Origin of the sequence: Streptomyces sp. GS7 (assembly GCF_009834125.1) — a bacterium.
Taxonomy (GTDB): Bacteria; Actinomycetota; Actinomycetes; order Streptomycetales; family Streptomycetaceae; genus Streptomyces.
The window spans coordinates 4,403,332-4,424,876 of record NZ_CP047146.1 but is presented as its reverse complement, the minus strand read 5'-3'; the positions used below and the strand labels follow the sequence as shown (position 1 = coordinate 4,424,876).

The 21,545-nt window shown below is 67.6% G+C and carries 21 protein-coding genes and 3 pseudogenes; 11 read left to right on the top strand and 13 right to left on the bottom strand.

The features are described from left to right. Positions 1 to 276 precede the first annotated feature (276 nt). Positions 277 to 585, top strand: coding sequence for a helix-turn-helix domain-containing protein (locus GR130_RS19600; RefSeq protein ID WP_159505930.1), 309 nt, complete (start codon positions 277 to 279; stop codon positions 583 to 585). 61 nt (positions 586 to 646) lie between these two features. Here the strand turns inward: GR130_RS19600 and GR130_RS19595 are convergent, their stop codons facing one another. Further along, positions 647 to 1,456, bottom strand: coding sequence for an SDR family NAD(P)-dependent oxidoreductase (locus GR130_RS19595; protein WP_159505929.1), 810 nt, complete (start codon positions 1,454 to 1,456; stop codon positions 647 to 649). Positions 1,457 to 1,576: 120 nt separating this feature from the next. On the opposite strand from GR130_RS19595, the gene GR130_RS19590 reads away from it, so the two are divergent. After that, positions 1,577 to 2,179, top strand: a complete 603-nt coding sequence (locus GR130_RS19590) for a TetR/AcrR family transcriptional regulator (protein WP_159505928.1) — start codon at positions 1,577 to 1,579, stop codon at positions 2,177 to 2,179. A gap of 304 nt (positions 2,180 to 2,483) precedes the next feature. Here GR130_RS19590 and GR130_RS19585 read toward each other — a convergent pair whose 3' ends face one another. From GR130_RS19585 to GR130_RS19570, 4 genes are all read right to left on the bottom strand, one after another. Further along, a complete protein-coding gene (locus GR130_RS19585) occupies positions 2,484 to 3,386 on the bottom strand; it encodes an endo alpha-1,4 polygalactosaminidase (protein WP_159505927.1) in 903 nt (300 codons plus the stop codon). Between the two features lie 177 nt (positions 3,387 to 3,563). Beyond that, positions 3,564 to 3,971, bottom strand: coding sequence for a DUF3592 domain-containing protein (locus GR130_RS19580; protein ID WP_159505926.1), 408 nt, complete (start codon positions 3,969 to 3,971; stop codon positions 3,564 to 3,566). Between the two features lie 198 nt (positions 3,972 to 4,169). Next, on the bottom strand, positions 4,170 to 5,024 hold the full coding sequence (locus GR130_RS19575) for an NAD(P)H-binding protein (protein ID WP_159505925.1): 855 nt from the start codon (positions 5,022 to 5,024) through the stop codon (positions 4,170 to 4,172). Continuing rightward, a complete protein-coding gene (locus tag GR130_RS19570; protein WP_159505924.1) occupies positions 5,024 to 5,446 on the bottom strand; it encodes a nuclear transport factor 2 family protein in 423 nt (140 codons plus the stop codon). Before GR130_RS19570 ends, GR130_RS19575 begins: the two co-directional genes overlap by 1 nt. Positions 5,447 to 5,538: 92 nt before the next feature. Between GR130_RS19570 and GR130_RS19565 the strand changes: the two genes are divergently transcribed. Further along, positions 5,539 to 6,132: a TetR/AcrR family transcriptional regulator gene (locus GR130_RS19565; protein WP_159505923.1), complete on the top strand. Its 594-nt coding sequence runs from the start codon at positions 5,539 to 5,541 to the stop codon at positions 6,130 to 6,132. Between the two features lie 88 nt (positions 6,133 to 6,220). On the opposite strand, the gene GR130_RS19560 is transcribed toward GR130_RS19565, so the two are convergent. Together GR130_RS19560 and GR130_RS19555 are read right to left on the bottom strand one after the other, a co-directional pair. Beyond that, positions 6,221 to 7,318 (bottom strand): SDR family NAD(P)-dependent oxidoreductase, encoded by a 1,098-nt coding sequence (locus GR130_RS19560; RefSeq protein WP_236573222.1) that lies wholly within the window; start codon positions 7,316 to 7,318, stop codon positions 6,221 to 6,223. Between the two features lie 316 nt (positions 7,319 to 7,634). Continuing rightward, positions 7,635 to 8,909 (bottom strand): hypothetical protein, encoded by a 1,275-nt coding sequence (locus GR130_RS19555; RefSeq protein ID WP_159505922.1) that lies wholly within the window; start codon positions 8,907 to 8,909, stop codon positions 7,635 to 7,637. Between the two features lie 190 nt (positions 8,910 to 9,099). On the opposite strand from GR130_RS19555, the gene GR130_RS19550 reads away from it, so the two are divergent. Next, a complete protein-coding gene (locus GR130_RS19550; protein WP_159505921.1) occupies positions 9,100 to 10,317 on the top strand; it encodes a NucA/NucB deoxyribonuclease domain-containing protein in 1,218 nt (405 codons plus the stop codon). A 576-nt stretch (positions 10,318 to 10,893) separates the two neighbouring features. Here the strand turns inward: GR130_RS19550 and GR130_RS19545 are convergent. Together GR130_RS19545 and GR130_RS19540 are read right to left on the bottom strand one after the other, a co-directional pair. Then, a complete protein-coding gene (locus tag GR130_RS19545; RefSeq protein ID WP_201304932.1) occupies positions 10,894 to 11,244 on the bottom strand; it encodes a VOC family protein in 351 nt (116 codons plus the stop codon). A gap of 398 nt (positions 11,245 to 11,642) precedes the next feature. Continuing rightward, a complete protein-coding gene (locus GR130_RS19540) occupies positions 11,643 to 11,798 on the bottom strand; it encodes a hypothetical protein (RefSeq protein WP_159505919.1) in 156 nt (51 codons plus the stop codon). A gap of 502 nt (positions 11,799 to 12,300) precedes the next feature. Between GR130_RS19540 and GR130_RS19535 the strand changes: the two are divergent. From GR130_RS19535 to GR130_RS19525, 3 genes and pseudogenes are all read left to right on the top strand, one after another. After that, positions 12,301 to 12,667 (top strand): annotated as a pseudogene (locus tag GR130_RS19535) (PadR family transcriptional regulator). Then, the gene (locus GR130_RS19530) at positions 12,664 to 13,020 is read left to right on the top strand and encodes a hypothetical protein (protein ID WP_159505918.1); all 357 of its coding nucleotides are present in this window, start codon (positions 12,664 to 12,666) and stop codon (positions 13,018 to 13,020) included. Before GR130_RS19535 ends, GR130_RS19530 begins: the two are co-directional and overlap by 4 nt. Positions 13,021 to 13,180: 160 nt before the next feature. Then, complete coding sequence (locus GR130_RS19525; RefSeq protein WP_159505917.1) at positions 13,181 to 13,348, top strand: hypothetical protein; 168 nt, start codon at positions 13,181 to 13,183, stop codon at positions 13,346 to 13,348. A 1,100-nt stretch (positions 13,349 to 14,448) separates the two neighbouring features. Here GR130_RS19525 and GR130_RS19520 read toward each other — a convergent pair. Next, positions 14,449 to 15,242, bottom strand: a protein-coding gene (locus GR130_RS19520) for an IS5 family transposase (RefSeq protein ID WP_236573995.1) whose coding sequence is annotated in 2 segments (ribosomal slippage) — positions 14,449 to 14,907 and positions 14,910 to 15,242 — 792 coding nt in all. Because the reading frame shifts where the segments join, the coding sequence is not laid out codon by codon here. Positions 15,243 to 15,769: 527 nt separating this feature from the next. Between GR130_RS19520 and GR130_RS41915 the strand changes: the two genes are divergently transcribed. The 3 genes and pseudogenes from GR130_RS41915 to GR130_RS41905 all read left to right on the top strand — a co-directional run bounded on the left by GR130_RS41915 (position 15,770) and on the right by GR130_RS41905 (position 16,699). Then, a complete protein-coding gene (locus GR130_RS41915; RefSeq protein WP_443043767.1) occupies positions 15,770 to 16,174 on the top strand; it encodes a Scr1 family TA system antitoxin-like transcriptional regulator in 405 nt (134 codons plus the stop codon). Next, positions 16,087 to 16,293 (top strand): annotated as a pseudogene (locus GR130_RS41910) (Scr1 family TA system antitoxin-like transcriptional regulator); the annotation flags it as partial. The gene GR130_RS41915 and the pseudogene GR130_RS41910, both read left to right, overlap by 88 nt. Positions 16,294 to 16,372: 79 nt before the next feature. Continuing rightward, positions 16,373 to 16,699, top strand: a complete 327-nt coding sequence (locus GR130_RS41905; RefSeq protein ID WP_443043629.1) for a DUF397 domain-containing protein — start codon at positions 16,373 to 16,375, stop codon at positions 16,697 to 16,699. A 116-nt stretch (positions 16,700 to 16,815) separates the two neighbouring features. Here the strand turns inward: GR130_RS41905 and GR130_RS19510 are convergent, their stop codons facing one another. Further along, complete coding sequence (locus GR130_RS19510) at positions 16,816 to 17,784, bottom strand: hypothetical protein (RefSeq protein ID WP_159505915.1); 969 nt, start codon at positions 17,782 to 17,784, stop codon at positions 16,816 to 16,818. A gap of 191 nt (positions 17,785 to 17,975) precedes the next feature. Then, positions 17,976 to 19,227: pseudogene (locus GR130_RS19505) on the bottom strand (IS256 family transposase). Positions 19,228 to 19,662: 435 nt separating this feature from the next. On the opposite strand from GR130_RS19505, the gene GR130_RS19500 reads away from it, so the two are divergent. Beyond that, a complete protein-coding gene (locus tag GR130_RS19500; protein ID WP_159505914.1) occupies positions 19,663 to 20,745 on the top strand; it encodes an aminotransferase class I/II-fold pyridoxal phosphate-dependent enzyme in 1,083 nt (360 codons plus the stop codon). Here the strand turns inward: GR130_RS19500 and GR130_RS19495 are convergent. Continuing rightward, positions 20,735 to 21,439, bottom strand: a complete 705-nt coding sequence (locus GR130_RS19495) for a serine hydrolase (protein ID WP_268977971.1) — start codon at positions 21,437 to 21,439, stop codon at positions 20,735 to 20,737. The genes GR130_RS19500 and GR130_RS19495 overlap by 11 nt on opposite strands. Positions 21,440 to 21,545: the final 106 nt, after the last annotated feature.

Below are 21,545 nucleotides of genomic sequence, written 5' to 3'. Positions count from 1 at the left end.
TGGTGCGCAATCGCCCGCCCCGCCCCAGTCGTACGACCGCCACTCCTCAGCCTGCGCCCTCGCCTGCTCAACTACGTACGACACACCACCGGGGCCGGAATCTCCCCGGCATTCTCCGGAATAACGAGCCTCCAACTCGAAGAACAGCAGCCGAGATCAGAGCCCAACGGGCGAGCCGCCGCCCCCTCTCACCGAGCCTCGGCTGGGCCTCACCGAGTTCAGGCGGCGAAAGACCTCGCGGACAGCCGACTCGCCGATCCGGATCTCGCCCTGTCAATGCCGGCCCGTGAACTCAGCGCCTCTGTATGGACGTTGCAGCGGGCGTTCGCGTCCGTCCAGGAGACCGTCGTCGGGTACGTCCGCCGCCGCAGGTTCGAGCGGGCTCGGTTCGAACCCCTCGCATCGACGGGCCGGCTGAGCATCTGTGAACTCGCCGCCCACTGGCAGTACGCCGACAGCAGCCACTTCGCCCGGACCTTCAAGAGCCAGTACGGCCAAACCCCTGCCGAGTTCGCGCCTACGTCCGACGGCCCGGAGCCAGGGACCGGAGATGATCCCGACGGGACCATGCCCTGGGTGTATTGATCACGCGCATTGCTGCCCGACAGGGTGACGTCGCAGGGCGGAAGCCCGTCGGCGTGCGCAGTCACCGCACCGGTCGGCGGGCGGAGGTCGTGGATCCCATGAACTGAACTGTGCGGCGTCGGCTGGCGGTGCGGCCCAGGGTCGCCATCGCGCGGTTGAGGCGGCCGGAGATGACGCTCGGCGGTGGTGTGCGGCGGTCGAGCGTCCGCAGCGCGGTGGCCACGACCTCCTGGGGCGACTGGCGCTTGCTGCCGCCGTCCGCTGCATCCGTGCCGATGACGTCGAAGAACTCGGTGCTGGTCGCACCGGGTGAGAGCGCGAGCACGCGCAGCCCGGTGCCGCGGGATTCGTGCCACAGGGCCTCGGTGAAGCTCAGCACGAACGCCTTGGCCGCCGCGTAAACGGCCATGTTCGGTATGGGGAAGTAGGCGGCCATGCTTGCGACGTTGACCAGCACTCCGGTGCCGGCGGTCCGCAACGGCCCGATGAACGCCCGGCTGATGTCGACGACGGCCGCGATGTCGACGCTGATCTCCTGGCCGAGCCGCTGCGGGTCCTCAGTGTGGAACGGGCCGAAGGTGCCGAATCCGGCGTTGTTCACCACGCTGGTCACCTCCAGGCCACGGCGCGCCACCTCCTCGGCGAGGCTCCGCCCCGCGGCGGGCAGGCTCAGGTCGAGCGGGATGACGACGGCCCGTACGCCGTGAGCCGCGGTGAGTTCGGCGGCCAGCGTCTCCAGCCGTTCCGCGCGGCGGGCAACGAGGATGACGTCCGATCCGCGCGCGGCCATCTGCCGGGCGAACTCGGCGCCGATGCCGGCGCTGGCGCCGGTGATGAGGGTGGTCTGGCCGTGGTAGTCGACGGTGCTCATGGGCTGCTCCCGGGAAGCTGTGGACGCTCTCGGCGGTGACACTGCACTGGCACTGTACGCCGAATCTGTCACACAGTGCCAGACTGGTACTGAGTGCAGAACGCGGTAGGCTACGGAGCCATGGACCATCGCGCGGGTAATCCGACGGGGCTGCGGGAGCGCACCCGGCGAGCTGTGCAGGCCGAGATCGTCGCCACGGCGATGCGGCTGTTCCTTGAGCGTGGATTCGAAGGCACCACCATGGAGCAGATCGCGGGCGAGATCGGCATGTCGCGACGCTCTCTGTTCCGCTACTTCGGCACCAAGGAGGACATCGTGCTCGGCGATCACGCCGAGCACGGCGAGGCCCTGCGGGCCGCGCTGGAAGCGCGTCCAGCCGGCGAACGGCCCTGGGAAGCACTTCGGGCGGCCCTCAAGGCGCTCTTCGACTCGCTCCCCTACTCACCGGAGGACTTCCTCAAGATCACCAGCATGCTGCACGCCTCGCCCTCCCTCCGGGCGCGCCAGCTGGAGAAGCGCCAGAAGTGGACGGATCTCCTCGTCCCGGACATCGTGCGACGACTGGGGGCGACCGCGGACCCGATGACCGAGGTGCGGGCCCGCGCGCTCGCCGCCTGCGCCCTGGCCTGCTCGGAGGCCGCAACGGACGCCTGGGTACGCAGTGGCGGCACCATCGACATGGAGCGGGCCTTCGACGAGGCCGTCGCCGCAGTCCGCGGCTGAGGGGCCGTCCGGCTCAGTCGCGGGAGGCGGCCGTCGCGATCCGGACGAACGACCCGATCGGCGGGTTCGTGGGGCCCTCGTTCGCCGCGACCACCACGCGGCCCGGCACCGTGTCCGTCGGCGAGGGCGGCCAGGTGGTCGAAGTACCGGACGCCAGAGTGCTGTTCTCCTAGGCAGTTCGCCGTCCTCCCCCGGTTCCTGCCGCAGGGCCGATCGTTGCCGCAGTGCGGGCGCTGCTGATCGAGCGGCGCCGGAGTGGACCGGGAGAGAGAGTGGATCGAGCCGGGCGTCGGATGCCTGCGCATCAGGACGTGCCGCAGGTTCCGCGGTCGTAGTCCTTGTCACCGGCGGGCTCGAGGTGCAGGTCCCGCCGGACGATGCTGATCTTGTCGCCCCAGCCCCGGCAAGCCTTCGTCATGCCCTGCTCGGTGTACTCGATCACCAGCATGTGGTTGCCGAACGCGGCGGCGTAGTCTCCGCATTCGTCGTACTGACCGCACTCCTCCACCACGGCGAAGTCGACGCCGACCTGCTTGCGGGCCGGAGCGAGCGCGGCCGTGTTCTTCTGACCGATGGCCAGGCCCTGCGCGTGGGCGTGGGCGGCGAGCAGGGAGAGAAACAGCTTCGCGTCGTTCGCGGTGAGCAGCCCGTGGGGCACGCGCGTGTAACTGTCGTAGTTGTCCGGCTCGATGGCCGTGTAGCCCTTGGCCGCGCATGCGTCGATCCAGGCGTTCACCTTCCGCGCGATCCGCTTGCGCTTGGCGTCGGTGTGAACGTCCAGCATCGCCTCGCCCCAGTCCTTGTCCATGACGACCGCGCCGGCCTTGTCACGGAGCAGGAGGTCGGCATCCCACTCCTTCTCCGCGCCCGGCTGGGCCTGGAAGGCGTTGACGTAGCAGATGTTGTAGTGCCCTGGCGCGGGCGGCGCCGTGTAGTCACGGACGACGACGGCTACCCCGGCCGGCGGGGTGTAGGGACCGCCGAGCTGATAGTCGAAGTCCGCGTGCACAGGCGGAAGCGTCACCTTGGACGATCTCGCGACCGGTTTCCCCGGCGCCGCGTCAATCCCAGTCGACGCGGTCGCGGACGAGGACGGTGCCTGCGCCGTATCCCCGCCGCGCGAACAAGCAGTGGCGAGAAGCGAGGCGACGGCGGCCGACGCCACCAACGCCGCCGCGGACCGATGGGGAAAGACCCGGTTACGCATGGTCGACAAGCTCCCGATAGAAGGAGGGCATGTTCTCGCCCCGGACACCGACAGCGATCCCGGCGACTTGACTGCCCTGGTGTGACATGGCCATTCACGGTCGGAGAGGAAGGACGTCACCCGAAGATGCCGGGGTCGCTCGCGGCACCGCCATGGGCCGCTGCCCGGCTGATGTGGTCAGTTCTTCAGGACGATCAGCATGCCGGCGCCGAGGAAGGCCATCCCGCCGAGCAGCAGCGACACCGCCGGCCCCATCGTGTGCCGCCACATCTGCACCCGTGCCGTCTGGGGGTTCCGACCGTCATACAGCACCGGAACCTCCCGCCCGGTCGCCAGGCCCATCCCGGTTCCACGCATCCGGGGTGAGAACTCCACGCGGTGTCCCTGCTGGTCGTGGAAGGCAATGACCGGCACCCAGATGTGCCCGTCGTCCTCGGCGAGCTGCGTGTTGTCGACCACGACACCCCGCGTGGGAATGCCGTCCCGCCGCAGCCGACGCACCAAAACTGCCTCCCGCCACGCGAAGCCGAAAAGCAGCACGGCCACCGCAGCGCACAGCACCATCCACGTAGTTCCGATCGACATCGACTGCCCTTTCCGTTTCGTCCGGCACGCCGAGTCCTCGCAGTCGAGGAGACGCAGCCCCTCGAGGGCCGGTTGCAACGCCAGGTGACCGGACCCCCTGAATGCTCGGGCCCGGCCAGTTGAGCATCGGTGATCCCCCTGGTGCTGAGCCCGGACGCGTTAGTTGGAACTTGGTCACAGATGAAGGAATCGGGGATGTCAGCTCGGGAGGCCGTCCGTTTCCCGTTCCGCGACAGCGCGGAAGGTGCGCGGTGGGCGGCCGGTGAGGCGTTGGACGGTGTCGGTGGTGCGGTTCTCGGCGCCTTCGGCGATGGCGTGGTCCATGCCGGCGAGCATCGCGGCGAACTCGGCGGGTACGTCGGCGGCAAGGCGGTCGCGCATCTGCTCGTAGGTCAGCTGGCAGTGGGTGATGGTCCGGCCGGTGACCTGGGTGAGGATGGTGGCGACATCGCCGTAGCTCAGCGCCTGCGGCCCAGTAATGATCAGGTCGGTGTTCGGGGCCTGCGCCTTGGTCAGTGCGTGCACGGCGACGGCGGCGATGTCGTCGGCGTCGACGAACCCGACGCGGCCCTCGCCGGTTGCCGTGTGAATGGTCCTGTCGGCTCTGATGGTTCGGGCGTGCGTGTGGTTGCCGGTGAAGTTCTGCATGAACCACGAGGGCCGCAGGACCGCCCACTGGGAGAACAGACCAGGCAGGGCCTGGTGAACCTGGCCCACGGCAGGGCCACCGGCGGGGATCGCCGACGAGCTGAGCAGGACCGCGCGGCGGACCCCTGCGGCGCGGGCCTGCTGGAGGAAGGGCAGCATGACCGTTGCCGGGTCCGGAGCGCCGAGCGGCGGGTTGAGATAGACCCGGTCCGCGCCTTCGAGGGCGCCTGCGAAGGACGTAGGGTCGTCCCAGTCGAACCGCACGGGACAGGATCCGTCCACCGGGATGGCGCGTCGGCTGGCTGCTTTAACTCGCCGTCCCCTGGCGGCCAGTTGGGCGGCGACGCGGCTTCCGGTGGTGCCGGTGGCTCCGATGACCAGGGTGAACTCCCCAGGCCTGTTCATCAGTTGCTCCCGGTGAAGTTGGCGGCGGGATTCAGGACGGCGAGTGGGTTCCAGTAGTCGCGGTAGCGGGTGATGAGGCCGTTCTCGACGGTGACAACGGCGATGTAGGACATGTCGAAGGGACTTCTGGTGCCTACCAGGCGGCCCACACCACGCATCTCGACCACGATGGTCTGCGGGGCGACGGTCTGGTGAATCTCGACGTAGGGGAAGTCGTGAAGGTCTATGCGGTCGGGGTAGCCGCGCATGTACTCCGCGACATCTGCCTTGCCCTGCAGCCGCTTCGGCCAGCCTTCCGGCGCAAAGGGGAACTCGAAGATCCCGTTCTCGTCCCACAAGTCGACCCACGCGGGGATGTCCTTGTCCAGCAGGAGTTGCAGGCCGTGGCGGTACAGGTCCACCGGTGCGGTGCTCGCGGTCATGGGTTGCTCCATCCCGTAAGATGCGGACCCCGGGTCCGTTTCACGTGCCAACGATACGGACCGAGGGTCCGCTTTGTAAACAGAGGAACCTCATGCCCGAACGCAAACCACGCGCGGACGCCACCCGCAACCGGGAGGCCGTCCTTGCGGCCGCCGACACACTCTTCGCCCACTGTGCGAGCCCTGAGGACGTCACCATGGCCGACATCGCGGCGGCGGCCGGCGTCGGCAAGGCCACGCTCTTCCGCGGCTTCGGTGACCGCACCGGCCTGATCCGCGCGCTGTACGAGATGCGGCTCGCACCGATCAGGCTCGCCGTCGAAGAGGGGGCACCGCCCCTGGGGCCCGCCACCCCGCCACTCCAGCGCGTGCCCGCCCTCCTCGACGCTGTCCTGTGCTTCAAGATCGACAACCGCCACCTCGCCCTTGCACTGGAGGGAACCGGCGGCGACAGCCCTTATGCGGCAGACCACTACGCACGGTGGCACAGCACACTCCAGGCCGCGCTGGAGCAGATTCCCGGATTCACTGACAGCAGTTTCGCCGCGCACGCTCTACTCGCTGCCACCCGCGCCGACCTCGTCGAACACCTCGTCGGTCAACAGCGGATGCCCCGCGAGCAGATGCGGACTCACCTGGCGGCCTTCACTGCCAGGGTCCTGGAACCATGTCCACCACGGGAATGAACAGCCCGGGGCGACGTCGAACGGGTGCGGCTCTTCCGCAGTGACGTCGTTCAGGGCAATCCCTGGTGGTTGCGAGCCGCAAGTTGTGTCAGATGAGGGGTTGTCCGTCGCGGAAGAGCCCTCCGGTGGGGCCGTCGGCGGCCAGGGTGGCGGCCCAGACGACGCCGCGTGCGCTTTCCGCGGCCGGGCGGTCCTTGCCGTCGTCACCGCGTTCGGGGTGGGTGGCGGTATCGCCGGGGTCGACGCCGTTGACGAGGATCGGGGTGTCGGTGAAGGCGCGGGCGAGGACGGTAGTCAGGGCGTTGAGCATGTACTTGGCCATCGAGTGCGCCGGGGCGCGCAGGCTCGCGCCGAGATCGAGCCCGGTGGCGATCTGGAGTGCGGACAGGCTCGAGACGTTCACGATCCGCGCGGCGGGCGCGGCGGTCAGCAGCGGCAGCATCGACTGGACCAGCCCCCACGGGCCGATCACGTCGACTTCCATCGCCGAGCGCACCGCGTCCAGGTCGGCGTCGAGCGCGGAAAGGATCCTGAAGTCGGGCATGTCACTCGCGTTGTTGATCAGAGCGTCCAAGTGGCCGAAGCGCCGGTCGAGGTAGTCGGCCGCCTCGCGCATGCCAGCCCGGTCGGTCAGGTCCAGGCGCAGGGCGGTTGCCGCATACCCGTCCTGGCGCAGCTGCTCGGCCAGCGGTTCCGCGCGAGAGACGTCGCGCGCGGTGAGGATGACGTGGTAGTCGAGTTCGGCGAGTTGGCGGGCTACAGCGAAGCCGAGTCCGACCGAGCGGCTGGTCCCGGTGATCAACGCGGTCTTGGTGGTCATAGTCGTGTGCTCCTGTCGAGCGGGCAGAGGTGAACTCTGTTCAGCGACCACGAACTTAGTTGGGTGCGTCCAAGAGTCGCACCCAACGCAGCCGGCACTCGTCCAGGCCCGCACGTCGCCGCGCAGCCGGATACGGCCGGGGCTCCCGCAGGTCTCGCAGGTGTGCTCGGAGGCGGTCTCGGCCGTGTCGGACAGGGCGGTGGCCCCGTCGGCGAACTCGTCGCCGAACTCGCCGCGTTCGCCAAAACGGTCAACGATGGTGATGCGCAGGCCGCCGAACTTCGAGGTAAAGGACTCGATGCGGTACTCAGCATCGAGCACGAGCAGATCACGGTCGAGCTGTTCTTCGCGCTCAGCGTGTCTCATGAGACATCCAGTGGGAAGCGAACGATGCGTCTGGCCTGGGGCCTAGGTGTATTGCCCTGTGAGGTCGGTGACGAACCGAGACGAGAACTCGTTGGCCACCGTCAACAGGTCTCGTATGCGCATGCGTTGACCTCGTATCTGTAGACGGGTTGAAGCGAGAACCACCCTGGAAGGGGTTTGCCGCATGCAACAGGGGACGTTCGGCCACGGGCACCGGTCCCCAAGGCTGGGCTCGGGGTAGAGACGCGGAAGGCCCCGCACGGAACCGGGAGGCCGGGGGTTCACGTGCGGGGCCGCGCTCACGGGGTGGGGGCCGTCAGACTCCGGTCAGAGTGTACGTACCCGTACCGTCCTGCCTGCCGCTGGAGTACTGGCGGATCAACTCCCCGTCCGCGTACCGGTCGTGGCCCATCATGGAGCCGGTGTACTTGTTCTGCACACCGATCTTCGAGCTGCCGGGTACGTCGCGGTAGATGTAGAACCGCTGGAGGTCGTCCTCCCCGCAGGTGGCCGTCGTCAGGTAGGCCTGCTCCTGGTTGGCGATGTTCGCCGGGATGGTCGCGCATCCGCCGTTGCCCCAGTTCCACAGGGACGCCTCGATGACCCCGTTGCGCTCCGTCACGTTGCACAGCCGCCAGTTGTCCAGGTGGGCGCTGAAGAAGGTGGATTCGCGCAGGCGGATGCCGTCGTTGGCCAGGAGCGGTGCGCTCCAGTTCAGGGGCTTGCCGGGGACGTCGATCTTGTAGACGGCGGGTTGGCAGTTCAGGGCGGCCCGCGTGACGGGAGCCGGGCTCCCGGTGGCCTTCACGCTCTTCTCAGCCTTGGCGGCTTTCTCGGCTTCGTGCCTGGCCTTGGCGGCCTTCGCCGAGGGGACCGGCCCGGCCGGGTGCTTCGCGGTGGCGGTGGCGGAGCCGCAGTCGAGGAGGTCCTGCGCCTTGCGCATGATGCTGTTGGCGGGGACCTTGTCCTCGCAGCGCACCGCGCCTTCTTCGAGGGTGGTGTAGGTGGTGTAGCTGCCGGTGTCGGCCCCTTCGACCCACTTCAGCGCCCAACTGCCGTCGTCCTGTTGGACGCGGTTGCAGTTGAGGCTGCCGTACGTACCGGTGACCTTCTTGGTGCCCTTGTAGAGGCCGTAATAGCCGGGATTGCGGAAGTTCCACGTGACGGACGTCGACGTGCTGCTGGTGGAGGTGTAGTTCACCTGCACGTTCAGGCCCAGGCTCGCGCCGACTTTGCCGAGGGTCTCGACGGCGAAGCTACCTTCGACATTGCCGGTGAGGCCGACGGACACCGAGATTGTCGTCTGGACGCTGGTGTTGACGGACTGGGTACCGGTCGAGCCGTCGGTGACGTACCAGCCTTTGAAGTGGGTGATCGTCGGGGTCACTTCGGAGGTCTTGATGTACGGGTGCCGTGTGCCGAGGTCGGCCGCCGTACAGGCGCCGCCGGGCTCGGCCTGCGTGGTGGTGGCGGGCTCGGCGCTTGCGGCGGCGGCCGGTGAGACGGCAAGTCCCACGGTGGCTACAGCGGCCGAGGCGGCACAGGCCATGAGTGTTCTGCCTATGCGGCTGACGGGTCTTGTGGGGCGCATCGTTGCCCTTTCCCCCTGGTTGTGTGTGTTCGGTCAAGGGGTGAACGTAGCGACCACTGGGGTGGTGGTGTGAGCCCGCAACAGGCCAAAAATGATCATAGAGGGGCTTATTCCGCCCCTGTGCGCGGGGGCGCCGGGCCGGTTCGATCCCTGGTGGACCTGTACACCACCGATTGAGGGGAACCAGCCTTTGAGACGCGTCAGACACCTGCTCGCGGCCGTAGCCGCACTCGCCCTCACCGCGACCCTCCTCGCCCTGGGCACCTCACCGGCCGCCGCCGCACCCGCCAAGGCCGCCCCCAAGGGCTACGGCACATGCAAGGCCACAGCACCGGGCTCCCAGGCGCGCCGCCAGGGCACCGGCTGGACCTGTGCCAAGGCGGTGCCCGTCGCCGCCCCTGTCACTGTCACCGAACGCATCGTGCGCGGCGTCTCGGATGGTGCGTGCGCCAACGGCCGAAACTCCGACCGGCACAACTACTGCTGGGGCGAGAAGTTCACGAACTGGGCCTTCGACACCAACGGCAAGGAGATAGGCCGCTCCGTCGTCGAGGCCGTGAGCTTCGCTCGCCTGAGCTCCTCCAGCGGGAAGTGGACGGAGAACATCGCCGTCAAGGCCACCGAGATGGGGGGCAACGCGAAGACCGTGTCGATGGACCTGTCCGCCACCTGCAGCGGCCTGTGCACCGTGGACGCACCGGCCTGGGGCGGCGCGCCCGTCGAGCTGGCGCTGGGCGATGAGAAGACCGGGAACCTGTCCTTCACCTCCACTGTCACCAAGGGCAATTACTCGTTCATCTCCCCCACCTATACATCGTTCGGGGAGATCCTTGACGCGGGCGGCGGCCCTGCGAACCCGGTGACCTGGAACGGCCACGATCTGCGCTGTGATGCGCAGGTCGGCCAGTACCCCGGCTGCATCGTGATGGGACACATGCCCAACGTGACCATCCGCGAATCCGCCTACGGGGCCGCCGCCGTCGCCTACGGGTGGGCGCAGAGCAACCTCAAGGGCGGCAACTTCGGCACCGAGACGAAGCCGCTGCAGCGTAACTCCGGTGGGAAGACGGAGGCGGCCAAGAAGCGCAGGCAGTCGTGCACGGCGGCCCCGGACCCGTTCAAGAAGGACCCCAGCGTCACGGACGACTCCTGCGACGAGTTTCCCTTCGCCAGCTCCGTGCAGGGTGGCACGAACGGCTCCGAGTGCACGGAGATCATCCCCAGGAAGACCGCCGGGGTGTGGCACGTCGATGTCGTACGGGACAGCCCCCACGGTAATAACGCGCCCTGTATCCGGGCTCATGTGCCCCTGCCCGAGAACACGGGGGCGGGGGGTGAACTCGGCCGAGCCGTCGTCGCGGACCGCATCCTCGAGATGGAGTGGTACGAGGTGATCATCGCTCCCTAGACGGCGGGAATCCCTCCCCGGGCACCCGGGGAGGGAGGCCCGGAGCCAACTAGCGTTGTTGGCGGGGGGGCCGACGCGAGGACTACGCAGAGGCCCATCGTGCGATCGCTTCATTGGTCTCGGACCGCTCCGCACGTCGGCCGACCAGCCGCAAGTCGAGCGCCGAACTGGTGCTCGCCAGGCAGGCAGCCGGCTGATCATCCACCAGCCGACCCGCCAGCCCAGCACGTCCGGATCTCAATCGCGGACCGAGTCGTAAGCCGCACCCGACCGGCCCACAAGGACCGTGCTCGAAGATGCCGAACGCCTCAGATACCGCAAGGCTGGCCAGTGCGCACAACTTCTCCGGCGAGTCTGCGCGGGCTCGCTGCCGGGCCGTGTACACACCCCATCTCATCGCCCTGGTCCGGGCCGCAGTCCACTTCGAACGCGGCGAGCTCGTTGAACGCCCAGAAGCCCTCGCAGCATGACCGCAAATTCCGCAGAGCTGAGGGCCCACCCCGGTCTGTTGTGTGACCGGGGTGGGGCGCCGTCGGCGTCGACTGCCAGCCATCGAGACGAGTAGAAGTGACGGACTCAGCGTTGCCATAGACCGACGCGGTTACCGTCGGGATCGTGGAACACCGCCATCTTCCCGAGTCCGGGAATTTCCCAGGGCGGCACAACACAGATGCCACCGAGCCCTTCGGCCCGCTCAATGGCTGCTTCGAGGTCGGCCACCGGGAAGTACATCACGAGACCCGCGACGTGGGGGTTGTCCCCCGTTGCCTGCCCAATGCCACCGGGTACCCCCTCAGCGGTGACCGTCAAACCGTAGTTCATCGACTCATCGACCTTGATCTCCCAGCCGAAGAGCTCCCCGTAGAACGCGCGAGACCTCGCGGCATCCGTCGCCGTGATGTCGAACCATGCGGGCGGCTGACTCATCATCGTCCTCCTGTGCTGTGACGGGCGTGAGCTGTCAGCTCTTGGACTGCCGAGCGAGCTGAAACTCATCGGTCCACCGGGGGAAGACGATCAACCGATGCACAGATATCGACAATTGCTCGTGAAGGCGCACCGGTCGGGTCTGCCGCACCCCGGGCGCCCCACACAGTTCCTGTACTCGTCATAGGCAACCTGGCAGGAAGCGTCTCGAACTCCCAGCACTGTCCTCCGGGGCAGAGTAGCTGTCCTTGACGCCCCGGTCGTGACGGTGGCCAGCCGCCCGTCGAGCTCGCGTAGCATCCGCATGAATGTCGCAGGTGAGGGATGCTTTCCATTCTTCACGGCTACGGCCCCCACGCCGCCCGATCTCGCCACCTGACCGGCTACCACCTCGCCGGTCAACGCACCTCAAGCCGTCCGGTCGCGGTGAGCGTCACCGGGGTCTGCCACCAGCCGACCCGGCCGCACGGCCCGTCCTCCGTGTGATGGACCGGCTGCACCTTTCCCGTCACTCCGAGCACCTGCCTGCCACCCTCGTCCCCGAAGACGGTCACGGTGACGGTGTGTCCGGCGTGCGACCCGCCCAAAGTCGGCAGGAACAACGAGTGCGCGTAGGGCGAGTGGCCCGATGTCACTTGGCAGCGGCCGTCGATGCAGGCCCGGACTGTGGCCCGGGGATGCGACGCCGTCCAGTGTGCGACGTCCAACAGCACGTCGGGAGAGGGGATCATCGGCCCGTTGCACACCCGTGGCGGCGCACACCCCGCGAGCGCGCCCACTCCCAGGGCGAGGACACACAACACCCGGCTCACGCCAAGCCGCCCGGTCCATTCCTCACTCCCGCCCCGCACGCGTATAACCCCCATCAATCGAGAACGTCGCAGCGTAGTTGCAACGGGATACGGAGATCCAGTTAAAGGCCGCACGCATTGGCATGTGGTCATGGTCGGCGGTTCGGGCGTTCGTCCCAGCGGTGAGCTGTCCATGCCCGCCGGATCAGCCTGCCGAGCGGTAGAACTGACGAACCGCTCGACAGGATATGCCGGTCGCCGATATATAGGCGGCAAGAGTGATCGACCGCTTCAGGAGCCGACGCTCCTCCTGCTCACCGCCCTGGCCGACGAGCCCAGGCAACGGCTACGGACTGATCCAGGAGATCGACGCGATCTCCCAGGGCCGCGCGCGGATGCGCACCGGCACCCTCTACGGCGCGTTGGACCGGCTGCTCCAGCAGGGCCTGGTCCGGGTCGAGCGAGAGGAGGTCGTGGACGGCCGGGCTCGCAAGGTCTACGCCCTCGCCGAGGCCGGCCGCTCGGTGCTGGCCGCCGAGACGGAGCGGCTGCGTGCCGTCGTCGCCGAGGCGGAGCGCCGCATAGCCGCCCGTCGCACCCCCGCCGTCCGCCCGAAGGGAGCTTTGGCATGACGCAGCAGGACAGCTCACGCGCCGTGCGCTGGGCTCTGCGCCTTCATCCGGCCGCCTACCAGGCCGAGCACGAAGCCGAGTTCACCGCGATCTATGCCGAGGCGACGCAGGGCGCCGGCTCGATCGGTCGGCTGCGTGAGGTGCTCGACGTCGCCGGGCACGGTCTGCGGCTGCGCACCGGTCTGGGCTCCGACCGGATGGCCGGTCAGGTCCTGGCGCAGACGGACCCGCTGGCTGTCGCGGTCGCGACGGGTAACGGTGTGGCGAGCCTGTTGTGGCTGGTTGCCCCGGCATCAAAACCGTCGGGCCGCCCGGGCTCCCGAACGTGCTCCTCCTCGCCAACCAGGGCCTAGGAACACTGGTTTGGCTGGCGGTGCTCGCGGCCGTGTGGAGTGGGCGCTGGACCATGGCCTGGGCACTGGTCGTGCCGGCGACGGTGCTGCCACTGGCCATCCTCCCCCTGCTCCTGCTCGCCCACTTCTCCCCCACGGCCCCGGTGCCTCCACGAGTGCGGTGCTGAGCCTGATCGTGCCACTGCTCACCGGCGCCATCATTCTCGCCGCGCCCAGGGCCCTGCTCGGGCCCTCCTCGACGCAGCGCGGCGCGATCGCGGGCGCCACCGCCCTGCCCGTGCTGCTGTTAGGGGCGCAGCGGGTAAGGAGACAAGCCCATGACCTCTGATCCAAGCGGACCTGACGCCCAGTCAGTCATGCGTCCATGCGCTCTCGCTGCTTGGGGTGACTGGTTCGATGGGTTGCCTGGGGTTGGTTGGGATTTCATGGGGGGTGTCTGTGGTCTTTTGTGTTTGATTGAGCTGTTCTTCGCGTGTGGTTGGTTGTGGTGGTCCTTTGTTGTTTGTTCTGGCGGGTTCGTGGGTGTGTGGTGTGTGCCGGGCGGGGGCGGATCACGGCCGTGGAGCCACACCGGGCGTCCCGTGCCGGTACCGCCCGGCGGGTGGATGCCTCGGTGAAGGGTGCTGTCCGGCCTGTGGGACGCGCACACCCAGGGTTGGACAAGCCGGAGCAACGGGTTCGCGGTCCTACCCCTTGGCCTGTGGGAAGTTCGCTAGAGTCCCGCCTCACTCGGCGGAGAGAACGCAAAAACCCCGCCTGAATGACTTCCAGGCGGGGTCAGCTACTACTCCCCTATTGAAGGGACTTGCCGGGGCATGAGCCGTTCTGGCAGTGGCTCGTAACGATCACCATGGATGGGGTCCCACCGCGTTCCTGCCCGGTGAACATCAGCGGTTCGCCACATCGGTCACACGCAACGGGCTCGCCGGTGTCCCAGCTCCTGGTTGCAGACTTGAGGATGCGATGGATGTGATCACCGTCGTGACTGCTCATGCACTCACCGTAGCTGAATCTGGAGGGCGGTTGAATCGAACAGCCCGAATCCGCGCCGTTGCGCCACGGGGGCAGGGCACGGACTGGGCTGCGCGGGCGGGTCAGCAGGAGCGCGCTCCGCAACTGGGTTCCTGGCAAACTGTCCAGGTGACCATGTTGTCGTCGGTTTCGGTGTAGGTGTTACCCGAGCCGCACACCGGACATGCCGGGCCAGATGTCGAAATCAGAAGCGGGTCCAGCTCGGCGAGCGGGGCAACCTCGGTCGTGTGGCCGTCGGGCCGGGGTGGTGCACACTGCATCTCGTCTCCTCCTTGCTTCTAGGTGGGCTTTGGTGCCCGGCCATGAGGTGGCCGGGGTTCTTGCCCGCCCCCGCCGAGACTCACGACTCGGAGGAATTCGATTGTTCTCGACTGGGGCGGAGATTTAGAGGACGTCTCATTTGGTGAGTCTGCGGTAGCAGATGAGGGTGCAGGCGATGCTGGTGAAGGCGAGGAAGTGGTCGGCTTTGCGCTCGTAGCGACGGTGGAGTCGTCGGCAGCCGGCGAGCCAGGCCATGGTGCGTTCGATGGTCCAGCGGTGGCGGCCCAGTCGCGTGGAGGACTCGATGCCCTTGCGCGCGATGCGGTGGGTGATTCCGCGTAAACGGAGCCATCGCCGCAGGTGGTCGTAGTCGTAGCCCTTGTCGGCGTGCAGCTTTGCGGGACGTCGCCTGCGCGGGCCACGGCGGGAACGGATCGGCGGGATGCCGCGGACGAGCGGTTCGAGGGCCTGACTGTCGTGCAGGTTCGCGCCGGAGATGCCGATCGAGATGGGCAGACCGATCCGCTCGGTAATCAAGTGGATCTTCGAGCCTTTCTTGCCTCGATCGACAGGATTCGGACCAGTCAGGTCCCCCCTTTCAGGGCCCGCATGTTCACCGAGTCGATCGCGCAGCGACTCCAGTCCAGGTCGCCGCGCGAACCCAGTTCATCCAGCACCAGGCGGTGCAGCTTCGCCCACACCCTGGCCTTGGTCCACTCGGTGAAGCGCCGGTGGGCCGTCGGCCCTGACGGCCCGAAAGACGGAGGCAACTGCCTCCAGGTACAGCCTGACGTGGCGACAAAGATGATCGCCGCCAGCACTTCACGATCCCCATACATCCGTCGGCCGCCACCCTGCCGCCGACTCGGAGCCGGCGGCACCACCCGCTCGAACAACGACCACAGCTCATCCGGCACCAAACGTTCCACGATCCCCACGACCGCAGACTACCGAGTGCACCAAATGAGACGACGTCTTAAGGGGCGTTATTCGCCACCTCCGCCGACGGGGCGCAGCTGCACGTACCCGCCGACGTATCCCATGTACTGACCGACCCTTCCGCGCTGCGTGTCCACCAGCCACGCACCACGCCGGTAGGTGTTTGCCGTCATCGTCATTCCTCCGTGTGTCCCATCTGCTCTGGTCGGGTATCTGTCCTAGTACTAGCTTTCACCGTGCCTACGCGTCGACCAGCGCGTTTGGCATTCCAAATCGCTTTGGAATGAGGCGAGTTGCACACGTGAGCGACATACCTGAGATCAAGTCACCTGCCGAATCGATCGGGCTAGAGATCAAGTACGCCCGTGAAACCCGTGACTGGTGCAAACTCAGCTAGCCGAAGCTGTGCTGCCAACAGTCATACGTGAGCAAGGTGGAGCGGGGGCAGCAGCTAGCGAGCGCGCAGTTCGCAGAGCAGTGCGACAGGGTGTTTGGCACCCCAGGCGTGTACGCGCGGATGCGTCAGCAGGAGGCCGACCCGGGCAACTCGGTGTGGTTCATTCCGTACCTTGAGCTGGAGCGCGAAGCACGGGCCATCTGCGACTACTCCCCTGCCCTAATCATGGGCATACTGCAAACCCAGGCGTACGCCGAAGCGGTCTACCACACTGGGCACCCGCATCACTCAACCTCCAAGATCAAAAGTGAAGTTGAGAAGCGAATACGCCAACGGGAGATCCTCGACAGGCCTACGCCCCCATCATGCCCGCGGGCGGCCGGTGGGTCATCCCGCATGAGGCAGCACTACGGACCAACGTCGGCGGACCGGCAGTCATGCGGGAACAGCTTCAGCACCTTACAGACGTGGCGGAACAACCATGTATCACCTTTCAGGTGTTCCCGTTCATCGCTTCTCCCGTGAGGGCAACGCCCTTTACCTTGATCACGCGGCAGGATCGAACCGAGGTCCTGTACGAGGAGACCTACGAGCGGGGGCAATTGGACGACTCAGCGGCTGCAGTTGCCACAGCTCGTGCGGCATTCGAGCGGCTGTGCGCGGATGCCCTGTCCCATGACGATTCCCGCCCCCTCATTCAGCACGCTATGAAGGAGTACAACGATGAGCACCGCCCCCGACCTCTCCGACGCGGATTGGGTGAAGTCGAGCTACAGCCAGGCCAACGGCGGCAACTGCATCGAGGTGGCCCCGGTATCCCCGGCGTCGTCCCCGTCCGGGACAGTAAAGACCCCCGTGGCCCTCCCTGGTCTTCCCGGCGTCGTCCTGGTCGGCGTTCATCACCAGCGTCCAGGAAGACGTGTAACCTCATGCCGGAGCCCCGAGGCGTTCACCAGCGGGCCGGGGCTCTTTGCGACCGTCTACGCAGCTGCGCTGTACTTCCCTGGCGACGATTCTGCAGCGAGCCAACTGAATCCCGACAGGGTGTAGGTGGTCCGCACCTCAACTGCCCGCTCGTCCCACAGATTCCACGGTGAGTAATTGTCAATTCCTGTGGATCGGTTGGTGCGACCGAACGCCTCCATTGGTGGGTTTGGCCATCTGTATCAACCCAGCTCTTGTGTGTGCAGGGGTGTCGGGTTGGTGCCAGCAGGGCCGCGTGGGCGTGAGCCGACAAGTGATCTCAGCATGCCGACCCCCGCCACGACGGCGGCGAGGTGCAGCACCGCAGCGACGGCGAGGTTTTCCGGCAAGGTGACGTCGCTGGGGTGAGCCAGTGCGACGAATAGCGTGAGGGGCAGTTTCCAGCCGCTCCACGCGAAGAGCGAGCCCGACCCCAGCCAGCCGATCGTCAGCAGGAGGTGGTGGGGCACCCGGGCAGAACGTTGTCGGGCGAGCATCCAGACGGCGGCGGATCCGGCGAGCGCCCACAGCGCACCCACGCCCGTCAGCAGGTATCCATTGGTGTCCCGCTCGGCCGGGTGTGCGACTCCGAGGGTGCCGCCAACTGCCCAGTACAGCCAGGCAAGACCGACGACGGCTGCGACAGCAGCGGCCCATGGCACAGCAGTACGGGTACTCTCCCCGACGCGCGCGGTGAAAGCTTCCGGCCAGCGTCGCCGCAGGTAGGCGGGGAGCGCGAGGGCCAGCCCCAGCCCCATCCCGATGAAGCTGAACTGGATCAGCGCGCCTTCCCAGCCAGGCATGGCAGAGTCGTCGCCCGCGCTGTTCGCCGCGCCGCCGCGCGCAGCATCCAGCACCGTACTGAGCACGGCGTACGGCAGGATCGACACAAGGAACCCTGCCCCCGTCCAGGCGCAGAAGGCCACCAGCCACCCTGGTATCCGCATGCCCCAGGGCCGCACCAGGGCGAGCGCCAGGGCGATCCCGATCCCCGCCATGCCGATGGTCACGGTGTTGAGGAGGACCCAACCGGCCAGGTTGAAGCCCTCCCCGATCGGCGCCAGTCCCAGCAGCGAGCCGACGACCCACGACACCTTGATCAACAGATAGGGCGACACGGCCAGTGCCGCCCCGTATCCCGCGCACCGTCCGACCCGGTCCCAGCGTTCCACCTGGATATCCCTTCCTCAGCAGGAACTCCAGCCTTGGACATCCCCCTGCCCGTGTACGTCCGCCACAGGGAGTGTTCGCCTCCGTCGGGCGGCGGAGCCCGATCTCGTCATCCAGGCTGACCGTGCGCGTGAGCTGCCCAGGCGAACGCTCACTCGCAAACCGCAGACTCAGTGGCATCGGGGGGGGGCACTCATGCCACGACAACGGCGGTGCGTTCGACGAGTTGTCCTCGTTCGAAGCGGGCTCCGGCGCGGACGAGGGCGAGGAGGTGGGGTGCGTTCACCGCCCGCCACCGCTGCTGGGCGGACTCGACGAGCTTGAAGACCATGGCGAGCGCGGCGGCCGCGCTGCCGGCGCCCCGGGTGACCTTGGTGCGCAGGCGGACGGTGGCGAACGTCGACTCGATCGGGTTGGTGGTGCGCAGGTGGATCCAGTGCTCGGCGGGGAAGTCGTAAAACGCCAGCAGCTCGTCCGTGTCGTCGGTGATCTTCTTGACGGCCTTGGGGAACTTCAGGCCGTAGGTCTTGGCGAACGTGGCGACGGCCTTGAGCACATGGTCGCGGTCTTCGGCGTTGTAGATCTTCTGCAGGGCCTTCTTCGCGCCGGGCTGGGCGGAATTCGGCGGGGCGTTCGCAACGTTGGCGATCCTGTGAACCCAGCACCTCTGATGGCGGGTCTAGGGGAATACCTCGGCCAGGGCCTTCCAGAAGCCGAGTGCGCCGTCGCCGACGGCGAGGATGGGAGCGCGCCTACCACGCCGAGCGCAGTCGCGCAGGAGATCCGCCCGGGAGTCGGCTGATTCGCGGTAGCCGTCGCTCGTGGTGATCAGCTCCTTGGTGCCGTCCGCGCGCGCCCATCAGTACGAGTACGCACGACTTCGCCTCGCGCAGTCGTATGCGCAGGTGGATGCCGTCGGCCCAGACATACACGTAGTCGCTGGCGGAGAGGTCGCGTTCGCCGAACGCGGCGTGGTCGGCCTGCCACTGCTGGGTGAGACGGGTGACCGTCGCCGGTGAGAGGCCGGCGGTGGAGCCGAGGAACTGCTCCAGCGCGGGCACGAAGTCACCGGAGGACAGGCCATGCAGATAGAGCAGAGGCAGCACTTCGCTGATCTTCGGGGACTTGCGGCACCACGGCGGCAGGATCGCCGAGGAGAACCGCTTGCGCTCGCCGGTGGCCTCGTCGACCCGCTTGTCGTTCACCCGCGGGGCCCTCACCTCGACCGCCCCGGCCGCGGTCGTGACCTTCCTTGGCCGGTGATAGCCGTTGCGGACCGCCCGGCGACGCCCGGACTCGTCACGCTGATCGGCCAACTCGGCTACATTTGCGTTGACTTCGCCCTCCAGGGCGGCGGCCGGCATTCGCCTCGCACCCTCACGGACGAAGTCGTCGATCAGGAAGCCGGTCTCGGTCGTTCCATCGGCATTCACTACTCTCAGCACGGGCGTGCCTTCCCGACCGACGGTGCAACGTCGGCCTACTCGGTGACCAGAAGTCGATCAACTCGGGAAGGTACGCCCTTCGCGCCCAACCCAAGGCCGATCCACAGGTCATGAGCATTGCTCGCGGTACCGGGGCTTGGGGTTGTCCCGAGCGTTGCAACACGGGGCGTTGCGGCGCTGCCATGCCCTCGGCGTTCGCGTGGTGGTCAGTACCACCCGCAATCCGCGGGTCCTCGGCGCACTCCGCCCCAGCCTCCGCATGTCCATCCACCGGGGGTGATGCAGTACTGAAGTTCCTCCTCGGAGACTCTGCTTACCTTGTGCGTGCGTGGCGCCGGCCTTGTCCCGTTGTCAGTGCCACCGCGGCACCTGACACTGAAGTCGACCTGGCTGTCGAGGACCTTAGGGGTGTAGATGAGGCCGCGGCTGTTTCGCATGCTGGAGTGGCACGAGCGCATCGAGGCGGAACGGCAGCAGCCCGGAGCCCGGGTCTTCGTTTCCGACTACAACGGCGGGCATCCGTTCGTCGAGGAGTATCTCGGCGAGCTCGCCGACACCGCACCGCACCGCCTCGCGGACGTCACCCGCTACTCCGGCCTGGACGAGGACACCACGCTGCGGTCCAAGATCGCCGCGATGCACGAGCGGTACGACGGTGTCCCCTACACCCTGCGGAACGTCGCCCCGGGCGGCGGGTCCAGCAGCCTCCTGGGGACATTCACCACGTGGCTGGCCCTGACCGGTCGCCGGAGAGTCCACTACGTCCCACCCGTCTACTACAAACTCGCCTATCTCTTCCAGCGGATGGGGATCGAGCCCGTCCCGGTCACCCACCGCCACGCCTTCGAGCCCGACTTCGAGCTCCGTCTGCCCGACGAGCGGACCGTACTGGTACTGACCGACCCCGTCTGGTACGCCGGGCGGCGGGTGCCCTCAAAGGTCTGGGAGACCATCGCCGCCTGGCAACGGGCCACCGGATCACTCGTGTTCGTCGACGGCACCTTCCAGTACATGCCGTGGGACGGCGAGCCGGCTGAGGCGAGCGCCCGCCTACCGGTGGAGCAGACGCTGCGCATGATCTGCCCCACCAAGTACCTGTCGATCCACGGCTACCGTTGCGCTCACCTCCTCGCTCCGCAGCACCTGCGCGACGAGCTGGCCGAACTCCACGTCAACCTGCACGGCGACGTCGCGGTTTCCGACCGGCTCTTCGCCCATCGCGCCGCCGATGTCATGCTCGGCAAGGGCAACGGCGCACTGCTCCAGCACATACGGGCCAACCACACTGCGCTCTCGGCCAGCGGCGCCCTGACCGCTCAGATGCCGATCGAGGCCGGCTTCTTCCTCTTCGCCCGTACGCGGGTGCCGCACCAGCGGTTCCTGGCCCTCGACGCGAAGTTCTTCGAATTGGACGGCTATCGGGGCTACATCCGCATCAACCTGCTCAACACCCCTGGTGTCGAAGCTCTGATGGCCAGTGTCGCTCCGACGGAACGGCCAGACGGCATCAGTGGGTGAGCAGGTGCCGGCGGTGCCAGACACCGGCGGAGATGCGGGCCAGCAGCCGGGCAGCAGGATCGTCGGCTTCGGCCCCGGACGCGAGCGGTCCGGTGTAGCAGACGGCGAGCGTGTAGGGGGCGGCGTCCGGCGGGTGAACGACGCCGACGCTGTGCCGTAAGCCGGGGAACCATCCGTTCTTGCCCGATAGCCGGGTACCCGGTGGCAGCCCGGCGGCGAGGTCCACTCGATGGACGTTGCCCTCCAGCAGCCTCAGCAGCTCCGGCTCCAGCGATTCCAGCAACCGCACCAGGTCAAGGGCAGTTACCCGGTTGTGGACGCCTGCCGTGCGGCCGGCGTAGTCCTCGATACCACGCGGACTCGCGCTGCCCGTGACGCCGGCCTGCCGCCACACCCGGGCCACGGCCTCGTGCCCCACCCGCTCCAGGCACAGATTCGTGGCCAGGTTCGACGAGTGGGTGACCATGCGCCCGGCGAGCCAGCGCACCGTTGCCGCGCTGCCCAGTCGGTCCCAGGGCAGCGGATCACTGTCCGCGGCACGGCTGTTGCCGTACGTCGCGCCCGTGACCGACCTGAAGCGGTTCACCACCGGCACGCTCACGTCCAGATCCATGCCGCTGCGGTACAGCGCCGCCAGCACGGCCACCTTCATGGTGCTGGCCGCATCATGCGCAATCTCCGCATTCCGCAGCACCACCGGAGCGCGCCGCCAGGGCGCTACAACCACCGAGAGCACGCTGCATCGTAAGCCGGGGCCAGCCCCATTCCACCCCTCTCCTGAGGCTCAATCTGCGTGAGCG

Excerpts from the sequence above, each read along its gene's own strand:
- GR130_RS19600 (WP_159505930.1), top strand. The coding sequence starts at position 277 with ATGCCGGCCCGTGAACTCAGCGCCTCTGTATGGACGTTGCAGCGGGCG.
- GR130_RS19595 (WP_159505929.1), bottom strand. The coding sequence starts at position 1,456 with ATGAGCACCGTCGACTACCACGGCCAGACCACCCTCATCACCGGCGCC.
- GR130_RS19590 (WP_159505928.1), top strand. The coding sequence starts at position 1,577 with ATGGACCATCGCGCGGGTAATCCGACGGGGCTGCGGGAGCGCACCCGG.
- GR130_RS19585 (WP_159505927.1), bottom strand. The coding sequence starts at position 3,386 with ATGCGTAACCGGGTCTTTCCCCATCGGTCCGCGGCGGCGTTGGTGGCG.
- GR130_RS19580 (WP_159505926.1), bottom strand. The coding sequence starts at position 3,971 with ATGTCGATCGGAACTACGTGGATGGTGCTGTGCGCTGCGGTGGCCGTG.
- GR130_RS19575 (WP_159505925.1), bottom strand. The coding sequence starts at position 5,024 with ATGAACAGGCCTGGGGAGTTCACCCTGGTCATCGGAGCCACCGGCACC.
- GR130_RS19570 (WP_159505924.1), bottom strand. The coding sequence starts at position 5,446 with ATGACCGCGAGCACCGCACCGGTGGACCTGTACCGCCACGGCCTGCAA.
- GR130_RS19565 (WP_159505923.1), top strand. The coding sequence starts at position 5,539 with ATGCCCGAACGCAAACCACGCGCGGACGCCACCCGCAACCGGGAGGCC.
- GR130_RS19560 (WP_236573222.1), bottom strand. The coding sequence starts at position 7,318 with ATGAGACACGCTGAGCGCGAAGAACAGCTCGACCGTGATCTGCTCGTG.
- GR130_RS19555 (WP_159505922.1), bottom strand. The coding sequence starts at position 8,909 with ATGCGCCCCACAAGACCCGTCAGCCGCATAGGCAGAACACTCATGGCC.
- GR130_RS19545 (WP_201304932.1), bottom strand. The coding sequence starts at position 11,244 with ATGAGTCAGCCGCCCGCATGGTTCGACATCACGGCGACGGATGCCGCG.
- GR130_RS19530 (WP_159505918.1), top strand. The coding sequence starts at position 12,664 with ATGACGCAGCAGGACAGCTCACGCGCCGTGCGCTGGGCTCTGCGCCTT.
- GR130_RS41915 (WP_443043767.1), top strand. The coding sequence starts at position 15,770 with ATGCGTCAGCAGGAGGCCGACCCGGGCAACTCGGTGTGGTTCATTCCG.
- GR130_RS41905 (WP_443043629.1), top strand. The coding sequence starts at position 16,373 with ATGAGCACCGCCCCCGACCTCTCCGACGCGGATTGGGTGAAGTCGAGC.
- GR130_RS19500 (WP_159505914.1), top strand. The coding sequence starts at position 19,663 with ATGCTGGAGTGGCACGAGCGCATCGAGGCGGAACGGCAGCAGCCCGGA.